Origin of the sequence: Aquabacter cavernae, assembly GCF_003993795.1 — a bacterium.
GTDB classification, from domain to species: Bacteria; Pseudomonadota; Alphaproteobacteria; order Rhizobiales; family Xanthobacteraceae; genus Aquabacter; species Aquabacter cavernae.
In genome coordinates this window covers 1,072,998-1,091,522 of sequence record NZ_RWKV01000008.1, presented here as the reverse complement: position 1 = coordinate 1,091,522, position 18,525 = coordinate 1,072,998, and the positions used below count along the sequence as shown (strand labels likewise).

General features: G+C 68.0%; 18 protein-coding genes. 11 read left to right on the top strand and 7 right to left on the bottom strand.

Annotated features, from left to right (window positions below; translation table 11 throughout):
• Positions 1-10: 10 nt before the first annotated feature.
• From EJJ38_RS09750 to EJJ38_RS20865, 7 genes are all read left to right on the top strand, one after another.
• Positions 11-547 (top strand): sigma factor-like helix-turn-helix DNA-binding protein, encoded by a 537-nt coding sequence (locus EJJ38_RS09750; RefSeq protein ID WP_127089876.1) that lies wholly within the window; start codon positions 11-13, stop codon positions 545-547.
• A complete protein-coding gene (locus EJJ38_RS09745) occupies positions 544-1,899 on the top strand; it encodes an anti-sigma factor domain-containing protein (protein WP_127089875.1) in 1,356 nt (451 codons plus the stop codon). The genes EJJ38_RS09750 and EJJ38_RS09745 overlap by 4 nt, the downstream gene beginning before the upstream one ends.
• 70 nt (positions 1,900-1,969) lie before the next feature.
• Positions 1,970-3,064, top strand: a complete 1,095-nt coding sequence (locus EJJ38_RS09740) for a sulfate/molybdate ABC transporter ATP-binding protein (protein WP_127089874.1) — start codon at positions 1,970-1,972, stop codon at positions 3,062-3,064.
• A 126-nt stretch (positions 3,065-3,190) separates the two neighbouring features.
• Positions 3,191-4,171: an agmatinase gene (speB, locus tag EJJ38_RS09735; RefSeq protein WP_127089873.1), complete on the top strand. Its 981-nt coding sequence runs from the start codon at positions 3,191-3,193 to the stop codon at positions 4,169-4,171.
• 19 nt (positions 4,172-4,190) lie between these two features.
• A complete protein-coding gene (locus tag EJJ38_RS09730) occupies positions 4,191-5,258 on the top strand; it encodes a calcium:cation antiporter (RefSeq protein ID WP_127089872.1) in 1,068 nt (355 codons plus the stop codon).
• A gap of 115 nt (positions 5,259-5,373) precedes the next feature.
• On the top strand, positions 5,374-5,781 hold the full coding sequence (locus EJJ38_RS09725) for an NADH:ubiquinone oxidoreductase subunit NDUFA12 (RefSeq protein WP_127089871.1): 408 nt from the start codon (positions 5,374-5,376) through the stop codon (positions 5,779-5,781).
• Positions 5,782-5,896: 115 nt separating this feature from the next.
• Positions 5,897-6,598: a DUF2155 domain-containing protein gene (locus EJJ38_RS20865; protein WP_338021864.1), complete on the top strand. Its 702-nt coding sequence runs from the start codon at positions 5,897-5,899 to the stop codon at positions 6,596-6,598.
• On the opposite strand, the gene aat is transcribed toward EJJ38_RS20865, so the two are convergent.
• The gene (gene aat / locus EJJ38_RS09715) at positions 6,508-7,203 is read right to left on the bottom strand and encodes a leucyl/phenylalanyl-tRNA--protein transferase (RefSeq protein WP_127089869.1); all 696 of its coding nucleotides are present in this window, start codon (positions 7,201-7,203) and stop codon (positions 6,508-6,510) included. The genes EJJ38_RS20865 and aat overlap by 91 nt on opposite strands.
• Positions 7,204-7,393: 190 nt before the next feature.
• Between aat and EJJ38_RS09710 the strand changes: the two genes are divergently transcribed.
• The 3 genes from EJJ38_RS09710 (at position 7,394) to EJJ38_RS09700 (ending at position 11,649) form a co-directional block, all read left to right on the top strand.
• Entirely contained in the window at positions 7,394-9,136 is a 1,743-nt protein-coding gene (locus EJJ38_RS09710) for an ABC transporter permease (protein WP_127089868.1), read from the top strand.
• A gap of 11 nt (positions 9,137-9,147) precedes the next feature.
• Positions 9,148-10,461 (top strand): ABC transporter ATP-binding protein, encoded by a 1,314-nt coding sequence (locus EJJ38_RS09705; RefSeq protein ID WP_127089867.1) that lies wholly within the window; start codon positions 9,148-9,150, stop codon positions 10,459-10,461.
• Positions 10,462-10,674: 213 nt separating this feature from the next.
• Positions 10,675-11,649 (top strand): FUSC family protein, encoded by a 975-nt coding sequence (locus EJJ38_RS09700; RefSeq protein WP_164738467.1) that lies wholly within the window; start codon positions 10,675-10,677, stop codon positions 11,647-11,649.
• A gap of 26 nt (positions 11,650-11,675) precedes the next feature.
• Here the strand turns inward: EJJ38_RS09700 and accC are convergent, their stop codons facing one another.
• The 5 genes from accC to EJJ38_RS09675 all read right to left on the bottom strand — a co-directional run bounded on the left by accC (position 11,676) and on the right by EJJ38_RS09675 (position 16,511).
• Complete coding sequence (accC, locus tag EJJ38_RS09695) at positions 11,676-13,028, bottom strand: acetyl-CoA carboxylase biotin carboxylase subunit (RefSeq protein ID WP_127089865.1); 1,353 nt, start codon at positions 13,026-13,028, stop codon at positions 11,676-11,678.
• Between the two features lie 69 nt (positions 13,029-13,097).
• Positions 13,098-13,574, bottom strand: a complete 477-nt coding sequence (accB, locus tag EJJ38_RS09690; RefSeq protein WP_205666135.1) for an acetyl-CoA carboxylase biotin carboxyl carrier protein — start codon at positions 13,572-13,574, stop codon at positions 13,098-13,100.
• Positions 13,575-13,632: 58 nt separating this feature from the next.
• Positions 13,633-14,079: a type II 3-dehydroquinate dehydratase gene (gene aroQ / locus EJJ38_RS09685; protein ID WP_127089863.1), complete on the bottom strand. Its 447-nt coding sequence runs from the start codon at positions 14,077-14,079 to the stop codon at positions 13,633-13,635.
• Positions 14,080-14,268: 189 nt separating this feature from the next.
• On the bottom strand, positions 14,269-15,039 hold the full coding sequence (locus EJJ38_RS09680; RefSeq protein ID WP_127089862.1) for a DsbA family protein: 771 nt from the start codon (positions 15,037-15,039) through the stop codon (positions 14,269-14,271).
• A gap of 26 nt (positions 15,040-15,065) precedes the next feature.
• The gene (locus tag EJJ38_RS09675) at positions 15,066-16,511 is read right to left on the bottom strand and encodes a M48 family metalloprotease (protein WP_205666134.1); all 1,446 of its coding nucleotides are present in this window, start codon (positions 16,509-16,511) and stop codon (positions 15,066-15,068) included.
• Between the two features lie 281 nt (positions 16,512-16,792).
• On the opposite strand from EJJ38_RS09675, the gene EJJ38_RS09670 reads away from it, so the two are divergent.
• Positions 16,793-17,971: a pyridoxal phosphate-dependent aminotransferase gene (locus EJJ38_RS09670; RefSeq protein WP_127089860.1), complete on the top strand. Its 1,179-nt coding sequence runs from the start codon at positions 16,793-16,795 to the stop codon at positions 17,969-17,971.
• Between the two features lie 3 nt (positions 17,972-17,974).
• On the opposite strand, the gene rsmD is transcribed toward EJJ38_RS09670, so the two are convergent.
• Entirely contained in the window at positions 17,975-18,523 is a 549-nt protein-coding gene (gene rsmD / locus EJJ38_RS09665) for a 16S rRNA (guanine(966)-N(2))-methyltransferase RsmD (RefSeq protein WP_127089859.1), read from the bottom strand.
• Between the last annotated feature and the right edge of the window lie 2 nt (positions 18,524-18,525).

Genomic DNA, 18,525 nt, shown 5'->3' with positions numbered 1-18,525 from the left:
CGGATCGGCTGTGAGCAATTCCGATGGGCTTAAGGATCTTCTCTCCGGTGTGGCGCAGGCCGACCGGACGGCCTTCCGTCGTCTCTATGGCCTGACGGCCCCGCGGCTCCTGGGCATCACCTTGCGGATCCTGCGCGACCGGCCCCAGGCCATCGCGGCGGTCGAGGCGGCCTATGTGAAGATCTGGGGCACGGCTGCCGATCTCGCCGAGGAGGAAGACGTTCTGGGAGCGCTGGCCTCCCTGGCGCGCTCGGAGGCCATTGACCGCGTGCGCGAGATGGGCTCGCCCGCCCATGCGCTCGATCCGTTCGAGATCGATGCCACCGCCGAGGACCCCCTGGCGGGCATGGCGCGCAGCGAGGACCTTCAGCACCTGCTGGGATGCCTCGGGCAATTGTCCGAGGAGCGCCGCCGTCTCGTGCTGCACGCTTATTATGATGGCTGGAGCCGGGAGGCGCTGTCCGTCTATTTCGACGCTCCGCCCCATGCGGTGAACACCTGGATCTGGCGGAGCATCACGGAACTCGATGCCTGCGTGGACTCATGAACACGCGCAATGAACTGAGCCGTTCGGCGGCGGAATATGTGCTGGGCACGCTGGATGCCGCCGAACGGGCGGCCATGCGTGAGTGGATGGTTGCCGATCCCGAGGTGGCGGCTCTGGTTCGCATGTGGGAGCGGCGGTTCTCGCCGCTGCTGGAATTGTCGGCGCCCGCACGCCTTCCCTCCACCTTGCTGGACGACATTCTCTCCAAACTGCCGCTGGATCTCCCGGCGAAGGTGCCGCCTGTTCCGGTGGCCGAGGCTGTATCTCCCCCCGAGCCGGCCGTGCCGGAGGCCGATCAGGCCGCAACTGAAAACAGCGCCGAGGTCGCGGCCCCGGAAGTTCAGTCGTCAGATGTCGAGGTCTCGGCATCCGAACCCCAGATTGCTGTACAGCCGGTCGCCGAAGCTGCGCCCCCTGAAGCGGCCGATGCCCCGCCCGTCCCTCCTGTGCCTGTGCCGGAGGAAGAGGCCGCGCCCCCTATAGAGACGGTGGAGCCTCCTTCGCCTCCCGAAGCGGGTGGTGAGAAAGATGAGGCGGATGTCTCGCAAGGAGAGGCGCCCGTTGTCGGCGATCCCCTTTCCTCCGCCATGGAGGAGGTCGCCCAGTCAACGCGCGCCATAGCGCTGCTCGCTGCCGTGCCGCCCGATGGTGAGGCCGCCATCGAGCCGCCGACCGAGACGCCGGAGACCGGCGCGGGGACCGATGAGGTTCCGCCGGTGCCCGAGCCTGCCCCCACCGCCGCGCCTTCGGTCGCCGAAGCGCCCGCGGTTGACGTGGCGGATGCCCCGGAAGCGCCCCCGCTCGCGCCTGCCTTGCCTGCGCCCGAACCTTCCACCTCCGGCCGGGACCATCGGGGATGGCGCCGCCTGAGCGGCGTGCTCATGCTGGTGCTTCTGGCCGGTGCGGGGACCGTCGCCTATCGCGAGATGCAGCGTCCCGCCCCGCCGCTACCGGCACCGCCGCCTCCGCCGCCCGTGGTGCAGGTCGTCCCGCCGCCCGCGCCGCCGCCGCCCGAAGAGGTGGCCGATGCCTTCGCCGTGCTCGGCCCCCAGCCGGTGCCGGCCATCGGCCTCACTTTGGATGTGGACACGGGCACGGTGACCGTCCTCAAGCTTCCCGCTCCGGCGGGGGAGGGCATGCATTATGATCTGTGGCTGGTGTCGGACCAGGATGGCCCGCAGCGGCTCGCCAGCTTCCGCGAGACCGGCAGCGTCCAGTCCGATGCTGTCCGCGCTCTGGAGCGGGATCGGCTCGACGACACCTTTCTGATCATCACGCGCGAGAGCGACGCGGAGCCGTCCGCAACGCCCTCCGGCGCTCCGGTTTATTCCGGCATGGCCGTGGCGCGCTGACCCGGCGTTTCCCCAACGGGCCGGGCGTGTCATAAGGCCCGACGTTCTTTCTTTCGACGGACCCTCCCGCATGACCGCCGTTGCCATTCGAGACGCCGTGAAGTCGTTCGGCCCCCAGCGGGCCCTCGACGGCATCTCGCTCGATGTGCGCTCCGGCGAGTTGGTGGCGCTACTGGGGCCGTCCGGCTCGGGCAAGACCACGCTGCTGCGCACGGTGGCGGGGCTGGAGGGGCTGGATTCCGGCACGGTGCTGATGGGGGGCACCGATGCGGCCACGGTTCCCGTGCGCCATCGCGGCATCGGCTTCGTGTTCCAGCACTATGCCCTGTTCCGCCACATGAAAGTGGCGGACAATATTGCCTATGGCCTGCGCGCCCGCCCGCGCGCGACCCGCCCGGCCGAGGCGGAGATCCGCCGCCGGGTGGAGGAGCTTCTCGTCCTCATTCAGCTGGAAGGGTTCGGCGGACGGTTTCCGGCCCAGCTTTCCGGCGGCCAGCGCCAGCGTGTGGCCCTGGCGCGCGCGCTGGCCATCGAGCCCAAGGTGCTGCTGCTGGACGAGCCGTTCGGCGCGCTGGACGCGCTGGTGCGCAAGGAATTGCGCGCCTGGCTGCGGCAATTGCACGAGCGGATCGGCCACACCACCCTGTTCGTCACCCACGACCAGGAAGAGGCGCTGGAACTGGCCGACCGGGTGGTGGTCATGAGCCGGGGGCGCATCGAGCAGGTGGGCACGCCGGACGATGTCTATGACCGCCCCGCCACTGCCGATGTGTTCGGCTTCATGGGGGAATCGAGCCGCCTGACCGTGGAGGCGGTGGGCGGCGACCTGCGCCTTAACGGCACGCTGGTGGCGAGCGCCTCGGGGCCGGTGCCGGACGGGCCGGGCCGCCTGTTCGTGCGGCCGCACGACATCACGGTGTCCATGCCGGGCACGCCCGGCATCGAAGGCACGGTCCTGGGCTTCCGCCGCCACGGCGCGACGCGCCTTCTGGGCGTGGACCTGGGGGGAGGGACGGTGGAGGCCACCATCACGCCCACCATAAAGGTGCCGAACGGCGCGCCGGTCTCGGTGCGGTTCGATCGCGCGCGCTTCTATCCGGATGCGGGCGGGGCCGTGGACTGCCGGCCGCCGCGCGCCCATTGGACGGGCGAATACGCCATCTGACGCGACGGTAGATGAGAGCTCCCTCTTGCCCTTTCGCGCCGGGGGAGGGTATCGGAACGCCGCGCCCGCGCACCGGACGCGCCGCGCCGCGGCTACCCGGTGCCACGGGCAGAAGAGGGCTTCCTCATGAGCGACGATCCCCTGTCCCCCCGTCCTGTCGACCGGGCTCTGGACCCGTCCTTCCGTTTCGGCCAGTCCACCGAGCCGAACTATTCCGGTGCCACCTCCTTCCTGCGCCGCCGCTATGCCAAGCAGAGCGATGCCGAGGTCACGGTGTGGGGCATTCCGCTGGACGTGACCGTCTCCAACCGTCCCGGCACCCGCTTTGGACCGCGCGCCATCCGCGCCGCCTCCGAGATCATGGACGGCGACCCCTTCTATCCCTTCGGCATCGACCCGTTCGAGGCCATGGAAGTGGTGGATGCGGGTGACTGCGCGTTCGATTACGGCCTGCCTTATTCCATTCCCGGCGCCATCGAGGCGCAGGCCAAGGCCCATTATGCGCGCGGCACCCATCTGGTGACGCTGGGTGGCGACCACTTCCTCACCTATCCGGTGCTGAAAGCGCTGGTGGACCGCATCGGCGAGCCGGTGGCCCTCATCCAGTTCGACGCGCACCAGGACACCTGGGACGATGACGGCACCCGCGTGGACCACGGCACCATGATCACCCGCGCGGTGAAGGACGGGCTGCTGCGCACCGACCGCTCCGTGCAGGTGGGCATCCGCACCCACGCGCCGCAGACGTTCGGCATCGACGTGGTCCACGGCTTCGATGCGGGCGAGATGGGCCCGAAGGCCCTGGCCGAGCATATCGCGGCCCGGGTCGGCGACGCGCCGGTCTATGTCAGCTTCGACATCGACGCGCTGGACCCCGCCTATGCGCCGGGAACCGGGACGCCTGTGTGCGGCGGCCTCACCACCCGCGAGGCCATCTCGTGCCTGCGCCGCCTCGGCGGCCTGAACCTCAAGGGCTTCGACGTGGTGGAAGTGTCTCCGCCCTTCGACCACGCCGAGATCACGGCGCTGGCCGGGGCGAGCCTCGCGGCCTGCTATCTCGGCCTGCTGGCCGAGCGCAAGGCCAAGGGCTTCTCGCTGAAGCCGTGACGCATCGAAAGGCGGGCCTGTGACCATCAAGCTCTATGCCTTTCTGTTTCCCGCCGCGGCCGGACTTCTGGCCGCGGTTTCCTTCTTCGCCCATATCGAGGGCTCGGATCTCCTGGCGGCCACCTCAACGGTGCTGCTGCTGGGAACCGCCTTCTCCGCCGTGCAGCATGCGGAGCTGATCTCCGCCCGCGTGGGCCAGCCCTATGGCACGCTCGTGCTCACCTTCTCGGTGACGCTCATCGAGGTGTCGGTCCTCGTCTCGCTCATGCTGCATGGCGAGAACAATCCCACCCTGGCCCGCGAGGCGGTGCTCTCCACGGTGATGTTCGTGCTCACCGGGGTCGTGGGCATCTGCCTGCTCATGGGCGCGCTGCGGCACCGCGAGCAGGTCATCCAGCAGCAGGGCGTTTCCGGCTATCTGTCGGTCATCCTCGCCATCTCCGTGCTGGCGCTGATTCTGCCGGACCAGACCTGGTCCGGGCTGCAGGGCCTCACCACGCAGGTGGATGTGGTCTTCATCATGATCGGCGTGGTGCTGCTCTACGGCTCCTTCCTGTTCATGCAGACGGTGCGCCACCGCTCCGATTTCATGGGGTGGGACGAGGAAGTCCATGCCCGCCCCCGGCGCAGGGAAACGGTGGTCTCCCGCCTGTTCCTGCTGTTGAGCCTCGTGGGCGTCGTCACCCTGTCCAGCCATGTGGCTGGCGGCACGGAGCGGCTTCTGTCCCATCTGGATCTGGTGGACCCCAGCGCCGTGGTGGGCGCGGTGGTGGTGGCCATGCTGCTGCTGCCGGAGACCATCACGGCCGTGAAGGCGGCGCGGCGCAACCAGTTGCAGCGGGCGCTCAACACGGCGCTCGGCTCCGCGCTCGCGACCATCGGCCTCACCATGCCGGTGATGGTGGCCATCGGCTTCCTCATCGACAAGCAGGTGGAACTGCGCCTCGATCCCGAGGATCGCGTCCAGCTCCTGCTCGCGCTGGTCCTGTCCGTTGTCAGCTTCGGCACCGGCCGCACCAATGCCCTGACCGGGCTGGTGCACATGGTGCTGTTCATGGTCTATGTGCTGACCCTGTTCTCTCCTTAACCCGTCTTCTCCCCATCACTTTCCCGGTCCGGGGCGTACGTCGGGAGCGGGATGGTAGACACCAAGCGGGCGCGGTGGCATGGTCCGCGCGAGATCGATCGAGGCAAATTCCGTGATGGAGCTTCTGCGTTACATCTTCGCCTGGTGGCACAAGGCCACGCCGGGCACGCTGCTCTGGACGCGCCGCTATGGCGAGCTGGTGGGCGAAGACGAGTTCGGCAACCGCTATTACCGGACCCGCAACGGCGAAATCGACCCCACGCTGGGCTTCGAGCGTCGCTGGGTGCTCTATAGCGGCTATGCGGAGGCGAGCACGATTCCGCCCGGCTGGTACGGGTGGATGCACCACCGCACCGATGTGGCGCCGCCGTCCGAAACCTACACGCCGCGCCCCTGGCAGAAGCCGCATCGCCGCAACTTCACGGGCTCGCCGCAGGCTTACCGCCCGAAGGGCTCCGTTTTTGCGGGCCGTGCCCGTCCGCGCGTGACCGGCGACTACAAGGCGTGGACGCCCGGCGAATAGCCCGGCCCGCCCTTCCATGGCCGCAAAGTGGGTGTCTACCGCTCTTCCGGGGCTGCTTCGGCCCCGGAGTGCGATGGCGCTTCCCCGGTCCGGCCCCTCTCAGGTCTCCTCCTTCATGGCGATGTCCCGTTCCGCGCCGCTGATCGTCGCGCTCCTGACCGCCTCGGCGGCGCCCGCGCTGGCGCAGTATTTGGCCCCGCAGACCTATCAGGTGCCCTATAATGCGCCGATCCAGTCTGCACCCCTGGCGCCGCCTTCGGGATCTCCCTCCGCGCCGCCCGCCGGAATCGGAACGCAGCCCGCCCCGCCGCCCACCGGCGCCGCCCGCCAGCAGCCGCCGCCCGGCGCCCCCCGTCCCGGCGCCCGCGACCAGTTTCCCGGCCCCGTCACCGCGACGCCCCCCGCCGCCGGAACGGCATCGCCCGCCGGCGCACCGGGCGCGGATACGGACGCCATGGTGGTGCAGCCGCCCACCGAGAAGATCCCCAATCCCACCGCCGTCTATGCGGGCCTCGACAAGATCACGGGCCGCATCACCTCGTTCGAGGTGGGGCTCGGGGAAACGGTGCAGTTCGGCGCGCTCCAGGTGACGCCGCGCGCCTGCTATACGCGCCCGCCCACCGAGCCGACCAACACGACCAGCTTCACGGAAGTGAACGAGATCACCCTGAAGGGCGAGGCCAAGCGCATCTTCACGGGCTGGATGTTCGCGTCCAGCCCCGGGCTTCACGGGGTGGAGCATCCCATTTTCGACGTCTGGCTGACGGACTGCAAAGCGGTCCCGCCATCCACGGGCAAGTCGGCCGGCCAGAAGTAGAAATTTGCCTCCGTGCGCAGCGCCTGTTCCAGAAGGCGCTGATAGTGCCGCTTCGTCACCTCCATGGCGCCGAAGCCCGAAAGGTGGCTGGTCACGAACTGGGTGTCCAGCAGCGTGAATCCGCCCGCCTTCAGCCGCGCCACCAGATGCACCAGCGCTACCTTCGAGGCATCGCGCTCGGTGTGGAACATGCTCTCGCCGAAGAAGGCGCTGCCCAGGCGCACGCCATAAAGGCCGCCCACCAGGCGCCCTTCGCTCCACGCCTCCACCGTATGGCATCGGCCCCGCTGGAAGAGCTGGCCGTAGAGCGAGCGGATGCGGGCATTGATCCAGGTCTTGGCGCGGCCCTCCTGCGGCGTGGCGCAGCCCTCGATGACCCCCTCGAAATCGCTGTCCACGCGAATCTCGAACCTGTTCGCGCGCACCGTGCGGGCAAGGCGCGAGGGAACATGGAAGCCGTCGAGGGGAATGATTCCCCGCCGGTCCGGCTCGATCCAATAGAGGCCCGGATCCTCGGCGCTTTCCGCCATGGGAAAAATGCCACAGGCATAGGCCTTCAGCAGGACATCGGGCGTGATTTCGGCGATCTGGTCATGGCGGCTCATGCGTCAAGGCTCTGAGCTATCAGGGGGAAGGGCGGCAGGACGGCACGCAAGGCGCATGCCCCCCGACGAAGGAGGTGGATCGTGGAGCAAAGACCGTAGTCTTTTTGTCATGTAGGCGCTGTAATCCCCTGTGAAGTCATAAGATACCTCTTTATCTTCGCTTTCAGCCCTGTCCTGCGCGGGATTTGACATGCTCTTTCAGCCTGCCGGTTCGAGGAATGCCCCCGCCTCCGTCCGTCCCCGCTACTTCAGCGCGTTCGACCTGTTCGCCTTCGCGGTGGTATTCGGTCTCCTGGCCATGTTCACCCACGGGACGGACCAGGCGTTGATACCGATCAGCGAGATGGAGCAAGTGCCCATTTCGCTCGATCCGACATCGCTGCCCGAATATGCGCTGCGCACCACGTTGCGCATGCTCGCGGCCATCGTCGCCTCGCTGATCTTCACTTTCATCTATGGCGCGATCGCGGCCAAGAGCCGACGCGCTGAAATGGTGCTGATCCCGATCCTGGATATCCTCCAGTCGGTGCCGGTGCTGGGCTTCCTGTCCTTCACCGTGCTGTTCTTCATGGGCCTGTTCCCGGGCCAGGTGCTGGGCGTGGAGTTTGCGGCGGTGTTCGCCATCTTCACCTCCCAGGCCTGGAACATGACCTTCAGCTTCTACCAGTCGCTGAAGACCCTGCCGCGCGACCTTGAGGAGGTCTCCACCTCCTTCCGCCTCACCGGCTGGCAGCGCTTCTGGCGCCTGGAGGTGCCCTTCTCCATGCCGGGCCTGGTGTGGAACACCATGATGTCCATGTCCGGCGGCTGGTTCTTCGTGGTGGCCTCCGAGGCCATCACGGTGGGCTCCACCACCATCACCCTGCCGGGCATCGGCGCCTACGTGGCCACCGCCATTGACGCCCGGAACCTGACCGCCGTCGCGTGGTCGGTGTTCGCGATGCTGATCATCATCCTCATCTATGATCAGCTCCTGTTCCGGCCGCTGGTGGCCTGGGCGGAGAAGTTCCGCTTCGAGCAGTCCGCCGGCGGGCCGCCCCCCAAGTCGTGGGTGCTCGACCTCATAAAGCGGGCCCACTTCTTCCAGCTCGTCCTCTCCCCGCTCGGCTATGTGGCGCGCGCGCTGGGCCGCATGCCGCTCTCCATGCCGGTCCCGGTTCCCAAGGGCGTCGGCGCCGCATGGTCCAGCCGCACCATGGACCGGATCTGGATGGTCCTCATTGTCGCGGCCTGCCTCTATTCCATCTGGTTGATCGTGCGCTTCGTCGCGAGCGAGGTGGCGCTGCCGGAAGTGTTCCACGTCCTGTGGATGGGCTTCCTCACGCTGATCCGCGTGGCGGTACTGATCTTCCTCGCCTCGCTGGTCTGGGTGCCCATCGGCGTGTGGATCGGCCTGCGCCCGAAGGTGGCGACGGCGGTGCAGCCGTTCGCCCAGTTCCTCGCGGCCTTCCCCGCCAACATCATCTTCCCGTTCGCGGTGGTGGGCATTGTCCACTTCAAGCTGGACCCCAACATCTGGCTCTCGCCGCTGATGATCCTGGGCACCCAGTGGTACATCCTGTTCAACGTGATCGCGGGCGCCAGCGCCTTCCCCACCGACATGCGCGAGGCGGCGTCCGCCTTCCATATCCGGGGCTGGCACTGGTGGACCAAGGTGATCCTGCCCGGCGTCTTCCCCTATTACGTGACCGGCGCGCTGACCGCCTCGGGCGGCTCCTGGAACGCGGCCATCGTCGCGGAAGTGGCCAGCTGGGGCGACACCACGCTGCGGGCCGACGGCCTTGGCGCCTATATCGCCGATGCCACCACGGCGGGCGACTATCCGCGCATCACGCTCGGCATCGCGGTCATGTCGCTCTACGTCATCGCCTTCAACCGAACCCTGTGGCGCCCGATGTTCTCGTTCGCCGCCCGCCGCCTGCGCCTCGACTGAGGAGAAGCTCCATGCTCGACACCACCACTCCGATGCTGCAGGTCTCCCATGTCGTGCAGTCCTATCGCAAAGGCGACAACAACCGCATCCTGGTGCTGGATGATGTCTCCATCTCCCTGAAGGAAGGCGAGATCGTCGGCCTGCTGGGCCGCTCGGGCTCCGGCAAGTCATCGCTGCTGCGCATCATTTCGGGCCTGAATGAGCCCTTCGGCGGCGAAGTCACCTGGTACGGCAAGAAGGTGGAGGGGCCCGAGAAGGGCATCTCCATGGTGTTCCAGACCTTCGCGCTCTTCCCCTGGCTCACCGTGCGCCAGAATGTGGAGATCGGCCTGGAAGCCATGGGCGTCGATGCCACCGAGCGCCGCAAGCGCGCCGAGCAGGCCATCGACCTCATCGGCCTGGGCGGCTTCGAGACCGCCTATCCGAAGGAATTGTCCGGCGGCATGCGCCAGCGCGTGGGTTTCGCCCGCGCCCTCGTGGTGCACCCCAAGCTCATGCTCATGGACGAGCCCTTCTCGGCCCTGGACGTGCTGACCGCCGAGACTCTGCGCACCGACATCATCGACCTGTGGATGGAGGGCGCGCTGCCCATCAAGTCCATCCTCATCGTCACCCATAACATCGAGGAAGCGGTGCTGATGTGCGACCGCGTCCTCATCTTCACCTCCAATCCGGGTCGGGTGGGCTTCGAGATGCCCATCAACCTGCCCCATCCGCGGGACCGGCAGGCGCCGGAATTCCGCGAGCTGGTGGAGGAGATCTATGCCCGCATGACCAACCGGGAGGGCCCCGGCGCGCCGCTCCACCACGATGCCCTGCATCATGCGGAGGTCACGCTCACCACCCACCTCACGCCCATCTCCACCAACATCCTCGCGGGTCTCCTGGAGGAGCTGGCGGACCCGCCCTATAACGGCAAGGCCGACCTGCCGGAGCTGGCGGACAGCCTGCATCTGCCCGCCGACGAACTGTTCCCCGTGGCCGAGGCGCTGGCCATGCTGCGCTTCGCGGACGTGATGGGCGGCGACATCCTCATCACCGATGCGGGCCGCCAGTTCGTGAACCTGGACGTGGAGCCGCGCAAGAAGCTGTTCGCCAAGCATGTGCTGGCCAACATTCCGCTCGCGAGCCATATCCGCAAGGTTCTCGACGAGCGGTCCGGCCACAAGGCGCCCTGGTCGCGCTTCGCGGACGAGCTGGAAGACCATATGTCCGAGGACTTCGCCGAGGATTGCCTGCGCGCCGTGGTCAATTGGGGCCGCTATGGCGAGGTGTTCGTCTATGACGAGAAGACCCGCCAGTTCAGCCTGGAAGACAAGGACTGAGGCTCGTCCGTCACGATTGCTAAACACAAGGCCCGCCGGATCACGCATTCGGCGGGCCTTGTCGTTCAGGGAAGGCCCGCACGGGCTTGTATGGCCGATGAGCGGGCGCGCCGCGGGCATCGATGGTCCGCCCGCGCCCTTGCACGGAGTCCGATCGGCCTTTCATGATGCCCAGGGCTTTTCATGATGCCCAAGCGCCAAAGGGGGGGCAGAATGGCGCAGAGGCTTGATTCCGCGCGCATTGGGCGGTCCGCGATCCTGGGCGCGGGCGCCACGGTGCCTGCTTTCCTCTGCCTGTGGGCCGGGCTGCCGGAGGTCGGGTTCAGCGCCTCTTTCGGCGCCTATCTGCTCTGCGTCTGCTTTCCGGTCCTGTCCCAGGTGGATGCCTGGCCGAAATTGATCGCCACGTCCGTGCTGTTCGGCCTGTCGGCCACCATCGGCGCAGTGTGCGGAACCAACCTCGTGGCGCTGCTGCCGGTGGCGGTGCTGTTCGCCCTATGGCAGGCGCGCACCGAATTGGTGCCCGGCAGCCTGAGAGTGGCCGTCGCGCTCGCGACCCTCGTGATGCTGCTATCCACCTCGCCCTTGCCCGGAATGCTGAACCCCTGGACCTATGGCCTCGCGCTCGGGGCCGGGGCGCTCTGGCAGAGCCTGCTTGTGGGCGCACTCCAGCCGGTGGGCGACACGGGGCGGCTGACCTTGTGGGATGATCTCACCCGGCCGTGGCGCCACATGCGGCGGGCCGAGCGGTTCGACGGCGTGATGATGGGGCTCGGGGCGGTCGGCGCGGTCATCTGCAGCCTCATTCCCATGTCCCATTCGGGCTGGCTGCTCACCACGGCACTGCGGGTCATGAAACCCAGCCGGGCGGAGACCATGCGGCGCATGGGGCAGCGGGCTTTCGGCACACTGGGCGGTGCCCTCGTGGCCATGGTCCTCTTGTCCGTGGACGTCCCGCTCTCGCTCCACGCGGCCCTTCTGGGGGTGATCCTCTGGGGCATGCTGCTGGTGGGGGCGAAGCGCTATGGAATCTACACCTTCTGCCTCACCATCGTGGCGCTGAACTTCAATGTGGGCAGCCCCGACATGAGCTTCGAGGTGGGCCTTCACCGCGTCCTGTTCAGCCTCGCGGGCATTGCCCTCGGCCTCGCGGGCATGCTGGCACTGCCGCGCGAGGAGGAACGCTGAGGCGCGAGGCGCCCCAGCGCGAAAGGTCAGACGCCCTTGATTTCCTCGGCGAGGAAATGCTCCAGCCAGTGGATGTCATACGCGCCAGCCGCCATCTCCTTGGTGCGCACAAGCGTGCGGAACAAGGGGAGGGTGGTGTCGATGCCATCCACCACGAACTCGTCCAGCGCGCGGCGCAGCCGCATCAGGCATTCGTCGCGGGTCTTGCCGTGGACGATCAGCTTGCCCACCAGCGAATCGTAATAAGGCGGGATCGAGTAGCCCTGGTAGGCATTGCTGTCCACGCGGATGCCGAGACCACCGGGCACATGATAGTGGGTGATCTTGCCGGGGGAGGGCCGGAAGGTGGTGGGATGCTCCGCATTCACCCGGCACTCGATGGCATGGCCCTCGAACACCACATCCTCCTGGCGCAGGGTCAGCGGCTCGCCGGCGGCGACGCGGATCTGCTCGTTGATGAGGTCGATGCCCGTGACCATCTCGGTCACCGGATGCTCCACCTGGATGCGGGTGTTCATCTCGATGAAGTAGAACTTCCCGTCCTCGTAGAGGAACTCCACCGTGCCCACGCCGAGATAGTTCAGCTTGCGCATGGCGCTCGCCACGGTCTCGCCGATCTCGTGGCGCTGGGCGGGGGTGATGACGGGGGAGGGAGCCTCTTCCCACACCTTCTGGTGCCGCCTCTGGAGCGAGCAGTCGCGCTCGCCCAGATGGATGGCATGGCCGCGCCCGTCACCCAGCACCTGCACCTCGATATGGCGGGGCTTGGCGAGATACTTCTCCAGATAGACCGCATCGTCGCCGAAGGCGGCCTTCGCCTCGGAGCGGGCCGTGGAGAGGGCCTGGGAGAGGCCTTCGGCGGTGAGCGCCACCTTCATGCCGCGCCCGCCGCCGCCGGCAGCCGCCTTCACGAGCACCGGGAAGCCGATCTCGGCCGCGACACGGTGGGCCTCCTCGTCGGAGGTGATCCCGCCGTCGGAGCCCGGCACCACGGGGATACCCAGCGCCTGCGCGGTCTTCTTCGCTTCGATCTTGTCGCCCATGGTGCGGATATGCTCCGCCTTCGGGCCGATGAAGTGGATGTTGTGATCCTTCAGGATCTCGGCGAAGCGGGCATTCTCCGCCAGGAAGCCGTAGCCGGGATGCACCGCGTCCGCGCCCGTGATCTCGCAGGCGGCGAGCAGGGAGGGAACGTTGAGATAGCTGTCCCGCGCCGGGGGCGGGCCGATGCACACGCTCTCGTCGGCGAGGCGCACATGCATGGCATCGGCGTCCGCGGTGGAATGGACCGCGACCGTCGCGATGCCCAATTCCTTGCAGGCGCGCAGGATGCGCAGGGCGATCTCGCCGCGATTGGCGATCAGGATTTTCTGGAACATGAGCGGCGCCTGCCTTCGGATCCATCGGACCCCGCGCCCCGTGACAGCCGGGCGCGGGTCATTGGGTCTTCATTCGATGACGAGCAGGGGCTCGCCATATTCCACCGGCTGGGCATTGCCCACCAGGATGCGCGTCACGGTGCCCGAGCGGGGGGCCGGGATCGCGTTCATGGTCTTCATGGCTTCCACGATGAGGATCGTCTGGCCCTCCTTCACGGTCGCGCCCACCTCAACGAACGCCGGAGCATTGGGCTCGGGCGCGAGATAGGCGGTGCCGACCATGGGGGAGGTCACGGTGCCGGGATGCTTGGAGAAGTCCGTGGCGCTCTCGACGGCGGGAGCCGCAGGAGCGGCAGGCGCTGCCGCGACCGCCAGGGGGGCCGCACCGTAGGGCGCGGCCGCCACGGTGATGGGCGCGGGGGCGCGCACCACGCGGATGCGCAGATCCTCGTGCTGGACCTCGATCTCGGTGAGGTCGCTGTCGGACAGAAGCTGGGCGATCTCGCGGACGAGGGCGGAATCGATGGGAGGTTTAGGTGTTTTCATCATTTTCTTAGCTGTTGCGCGGCGCGGGCCGCGCGGTGGCTCCTGAAACGGGTGCAGTTCATGCGGGTGGCGTGCGGGTGGCGGCAAGCGCGGCGATGCCGAGCACATAGCTCTGGCCGCCGAAGCCGCAGATCACCCCACGCGCCACGGGCGAGAGATAGGAATGGTGGCGGAAGTCCTCGCGGGCGAAGACATTGGAGATGTGCACCTCCACCGTCGGCACGCCGGTCGCCGAAATGGCGTCGCGCAGGGCCACCGAAGTGTGGGTGTAGGCGCCGGCATTCAGCACGATGCCCAGCGCGCCGCGGGCGGCGTGGATCATCTCAACAAGCTCGCCCTCGTGATTGGTCTGGCGGAAGATCACGGACAGGCCGTGCGCTTCGCCGGCCTTGCTGCACAGCGCCTCGATGTCCGCAAGCGTCGTCGTGCCGTAGATGCCCGGTTCACGGGTTCCCAGCAGATTGAGGTTCGGACCATTGAGGACGTGGACGATCGTTTCCGACATTCCCGAGTGATGCGCTGGAGCGGGCCGTCCCTGGGGACGGCGGCTCGGACCCTGCCGACGGAACACCGCCGGTGCCGGCGGACGCCGGGCGTGCGTTTATAGGGGTAGCCGCGCCACAAGAAAAGCCGCGTGTTCAAGCCCTGTGGGCGGCGCATGGCGCCGCCCGGCCGGGATCCCCTGAGGAGGAGATCAGTTGGACTTGGGCTTGGCGGCCTTGCGCTGGTCGTCGATGGCGGCCTTCAGCTTGTCGTAGCCGACGGCGCCGATCACCACCTCGTCGCCGACGATGAAGCTCGGCGTGCCGTTGAGCGACAGCGCCTGGGCGATCTTCATGCTTTCGTCCAGGGTGGCGTTCAGCTCCGGCGAGCTGGCCACCTTCTGGAGGGCGGCCGGGTCGATGCCCACATCCTTGGCGGCCTGGAGCGCCTTGGCGCGATCGGCGGTGCCGCGGGTGGCGAGCAGGGCGTTATGGAAGGCCACATACTTCTCCGGCGCCACCATGCGCACGGCCACAGCCACCTGGGCCGCCTCCACCGACGGCTTGCCGAGCACCGGGAACTCCTTGAAGATCACCTTCAGGTTCGGGTCGGCCTTGATCAGCTTGTTCACGTCTTCAAGGGCGTGCTTGCAGTAGCCGCAATTGTAATCGAAGAATTCCACCAGGGTGACATCACCCTTCGGGTTGCCGGCGACGACACCGCGCGGGCTGTCATAGATGAGGCCCTTCATCTCGGAGAGGGCGCCGACGCGCCCAGCGGCCTCCTGCACGGCCTGCTTCTTCTCCAGCTCGGTGATCACCTCCTGGAGGACTTCCGGATTCTTCAGAAGATACTCGCGCACCACGGTGCCGATCTCCGCCTTCTCCGCGTCGGTGAAGGCGAAGGCCGGGCTGAAGGTGAGCGCGGATGCGCCGAGCGCGGCGGCAAAGGCAAGGGCGGCGGTGCGGCCGGGGCGGGACATGGACTTCTCCTTGTGAAACGGAATCATCAACGGCCGCCTTGCGGTCCGTCGGGCTTGGGCGGCTTATAGGCGAGAATGTCATCCGCCTTCAGCCAGCCGGGGGAATTGGGCGGGAAGCGCTGCTTGGCGCGGGCGGCCAGTTCCTGGCCGGTGCGGAACTCGCCCTGGGCCATGAGGCCCTGGGCGGAGGCGAGGTCGGCATTGGCGAGGTCGCCCTTGCGGCCATAGGCCTGGGCCAGGGACCGCCAGGCCTCGGGCGAATCGGGGTCGCGCTGGGTGGCGAACACCAGCTCGCGGACGGCCTCGTCCGTATAAGCGGGGTTGCCGGACTGGACGAGGGCCTGTCCCAGCATGGCGCGGATGAGGACATTGCCGCCCGTCATGGCCACGGCCTTGCGCAACGGCTCCACCGCCTGCCCGGCCCGTCCGGCCTCCAGCAGGGCCTGCCCCTTCAATTCCTGGAAATAGGGATTGCTCGGCTGGGCCGCGATCAGCGCGTCGATGCGCTGTACGGCTTCGGTCACGTTGCCGAAGCGATAGGCCGAGATGGCGCGGGCATATTGGGCGGGGAGGGATTTGTCCGAGAGCGGATATTTCCGGTAGACCGCGTCCGGCCGCTCCATGAAGCCCACGAGCTTGGCGCGCATGAGGTCGTGCCGCGCCTGGAGGGCGGGCGGGTCCTTGGTGTTGTAATAGGGGCTCGCCTTGGCGAGCTGCTCCAGCGCCGCGATGCGTTCGCGCGCCATGGGATGGTTCAGCAGATAGGGATCGATGCGCTGAGACAGGAAGAGCTGCTCGTTCTCGAAGCGCTGGAAGGTCTCGATCATGCCCTTCGCGGATTGCTGGGTCTCGGTGAGGTACTTCACCGCCGAGCGGTCCGCCGCCGATTCCTCGCCGCGCTGGTAGGAGAGCAGGGAGCGGCGGATCATCTCCTGGGGGGCGGTGATGGCACCCGCGGCGGCGCTGCCGATATTGCTGCCGCTGGCGCCCGCCGCCGCGCCCGCCGCGACGCCGGCACCCGCCAGCAGCATGGCGACGATGGCCATGGTCTGGGCGCCCGCGATCTGCTCGCGCATGCGCGCCAGATGGCCGCCCGCGATATGGCCGGTCTCGTGGGCGAGAACGCCGATGATCTGGTTGGGCGTCTCGGCGTCCATGAGGGCGCCGCCATTGATGAAGATGCGCCGCCCGTCCGCCACGAAGGCGTTGAAGGAGCGGTCACCGATGATGGTGACCTCCACATTCTGCTTGGCGAGGCCCGCCACGCGCAGGATGGGCCGGGCATAGTCGCGCAGCAGGTTCTCGATTTCCGCGTCGCGGATGATCTTGGGGCGGGGCCGGCCCTGGGCCTGCGCGTCATGAACGGGCAAGGCGAGCACAGCGATGAGCGCCACGACCCACGCGAAGATGCGCGCGAAGTCTCGCGCCGCCGGGTGCGCCGCCTGCCTCACGATGGTCGTCCGCCTCATCATTCCTCGGTTCGCCTGCCTCATTCTGGTGCGGAGGGCCTCCGCCCCGGCCGCGTGCCGCCGTGACCGGCTTTGGTCCCAAAAGGGGGCGGTCTCGAACGGTCGTGGAACCCCGTTGCCGAATGGTCCGCCGAACAGACCTTGGCGCCGCAGGGCGCGCAAGGTACGACACGAAGGACCACGGCCGGCCGCACGGGTCAATGCGCCCCGTATCACGTTAGGGCGACCTGCTACCCACCGTCAGAATGCGGCGGCAGCGCGGCGGTCCAACCATTGGATGTTCCATGCGTGCCGTTTCCCGCCTTCGCAATCTCGTGTCCGCCCGCAGCGCCGTGGCGCCCTTCATCGTCATGGACGTGATGGAGCATGCGGCGCGCCTGGAGCGTGAGGGCAAGCATGTGATTCACATGGAGGTGGGCCAGCCGGCCGCCCCGGCGCCCCTCACGGCCCGCAAGGCCGCCGCCGAAGCGCTGGAGCGCGGGCAGGTGGGCTATACCGCCGCCCTCGGCATTCCCTCGCTGCGCGCCCGCATCGCGCGCCATTATGGCGAGACCCACGGGCTGGCGATCGATCCCGAGCGGATCGTGGTGACCAACGGCTCGTCGGGCGGCTTCATCCTGGCCTTCCTGGCCTTGTTCGCGCCGGGCGACCGGGTCGCCATCGCCGCGCCCGGCTATCCGCCCTATCGCCACGTTCTGTCGGCACTCGGCTGCGAGCCGGTGCTCATCGAGACCCGCGCGGAGGACCGCTTCGCCTTGACGCCGGAGAGCCTGCTGGCGGCCCATCGCGAGAAGCCGCTGGCGGGCGTGCTGGTGGCGAGCCCGGGCAATCCCACGGGCACCATGATGGACCGGGCGGCGCTCATGGCGCTGCATGCCTGCGCCCGCGATCTCGGCCTCGCCTTCATCTCGGACGAGATCTATCACGGCCTCGACTATGCCTTCCCGGCCGTGAGCGCGGTGGAGATCGCGGATGACGCGGTCGTCATCAACTCCTTCTCGAAGTATTTCTGCATGACCGGCTGGCGCGTGGGCTGGATGGTGGTGCCGCCGGACGTGGCGCGCACCATGGAGCGCCTGCAGCAGAATCTCTCCATTTCCGTCCCCACTTTGTCGCAGATCGCCGCCGAAGCGGCGTTCGACGGGCGCGCGGAGATGGATGCCATCAAGCATGGCTATGAGGAGAACCGCCGCATCCTGGTGGAAGGGCTGCCCAAGGTGGGCATTGACCGCTTCCTGCCGGTGGACGGGGCCTTTTATCTCTATGCGGACGTGTCCCACTTCACCGGGGATTCGGCCGCTTTCGCCACGCGCATGCTGGACGCGGCCCTTGTGGCCACCACGCCGGGCGTGGATTTCGACCCGTTCCGGGGCAAGCAGTTCCTGCGCTTTTCCTATGCAGGCTCCGCCATCGACATGGCGGGCGCGGTGGAGCGCATCGGGGCGTTCCTGAAGGCGGAGTGAGCCTCAGGGCGAGAGGAGGGTGAACTCCGTCTCGTCATAGCGCCGCTGTTCGTGGACGGTGAAGCCCGCGGGCGCCTGGAACGCGCCCGCCTTCTCCTCCACCACCACCAATGCGCCGGGGGCGAGCCAGCCGCCCGCGCGGGCGGAGAGCAGGGCGGCTTCGGCCAGACCCTTGCCATAGGGCGGATCGCAGAAGACGAGGCCGTAAGCCTCGCCCGCCGGGCAGTCGCCAAGGCGCGTGGCGTCCCGCCGGAAGATGCGGGTGGTCCCTGTCAGGCCCAGCGCCTCCACATTCTCCCGGATCAAGGCACGGGCCTCCACCGCCTCTTCCACGAACAGGGCGAAGGCGGCGCCGCGCGAGATGGCCTCGATGCCCAGCGCGCCCGTGCCCGCGAACAGGTCCAGCACCCGCGCACCATCAGCCGCATCGTCATAGGCATGGGCGAGGACGTTGAAGAGCGCCTCGCGCAGCCGGTCCGTCGTGGGGCGCGTGGCCTGGGAGGCGGGGCTTTTCAGAGCCCGGCCCCGCAGGCTGCCGCCGACGATGCGCATGG

Coding starts and splice junctions, on each gene's coding strand:
- EJJ38_RS09725 (WP_127089871.1), top strand. CDS start 5,374: ATGGAGCTTCTGCGTTACATCTTCGCCTGGTGGCACAAGGCCACGCCG.
- EJJ38_RS20865 (WP_338021864.1), top strand. CDS start 5,897: ATGGCGATGTCCCGTTCCGCGCCGCTGATCGTCGCGCTCCTGACCGCC.
- EJJ38_RS09700 (WP_164738467.1), top strand. CDS start 10,675: ATGGCGCAGAGGCTTGATTCCGCGCGCATTGGGCGGTCCGCGATCCTG.
- EJJ38_RS09670 (WP_127089860.1), top strand. CDS start 16,793: ATGCGTGCCGTTTCCCGCCTTCGCAATCTCGTGTCCGCCCGCAGCGCC.
- speB (WP_127089873.1), top strand. CDS start 3,191: ATGAGCGACGATCCCCTGTCCCCCCGTCCTGTCGACCGGGCTCTGGAC.
- EJJ38_RS09740 (WP_127089874.1), top strand. CDS start 1,970: ATGACCGCCGTTGCCATTCGAGACGCCGTGAAGTCGTTCGGCCCCCAG.
- aat (WP_127089869.1), bottom strand. CDS start 7,203: ATGAGCCGCCATGACCAGATCGCCGAAATCACGCCCGATGTCCTGCTG.
- EJJ38_RS09675 (WP_205666134.1), bottom strand. CDS start 16,511: ATGATGAGGCGGACGACCATCGTGAGGCAGGCGGCGCACCCGGCGGCG.
- accB (WP_205666135.1), bottom strand. CDS start 13,574: ATGAAAACACCTAAACCTCCCATCGATTCCGCCCTCGTCCGCGAGATC.
- EJJ38_RS09710 (WP_127089868.1), top strand. CDS start 7,394: ATGCTCTTTCAGCCTGCCGGTTCGAGGAATGCCCCCGCCTCCGTCCGT.
- EJJ38_RS09705 (WP_127089867.1), top strand. CDS start 9,148: ATGCTCGACACCACCACTCCGATGCTGCAGGTCTCCCATGTCGTGCAG.
- EJJ38_RS09745 (WP_127089875.1), top strand. CDS start 544: ATGAACACGCGCAATGAACTGAGCCGTTCGGCGGCGGAATATGTGCTG.
- aroQ (WP_127089863.1), bottom strand. CDS start 14,079: ATGTCGGAAACGATCGTCCACGTCCTCAATGGTCCGAACCTCAATCTG.
- rsmD (WP_127089859.1), bottom strand. CDS start 18,523: ATGCGCATCGTCGGCGGCAGCCTGCGGGGCCGGGCTCTGAAAAGCCCC.
- EJJ38_RS09680 (WP_127089862.1), bottom strand. CDS start 15,039: ATGTCCCGCCCCGGCCGCACCGCCGCCCTTGCCTTTGCCGCCGCGCTC.
- accC (WP_127089865.1), bottom strand. CDS start 13,028: ATGTTCCAGAAAATCCTGATCGCCAATCGCGGCGAGATCGCCCTGCGC.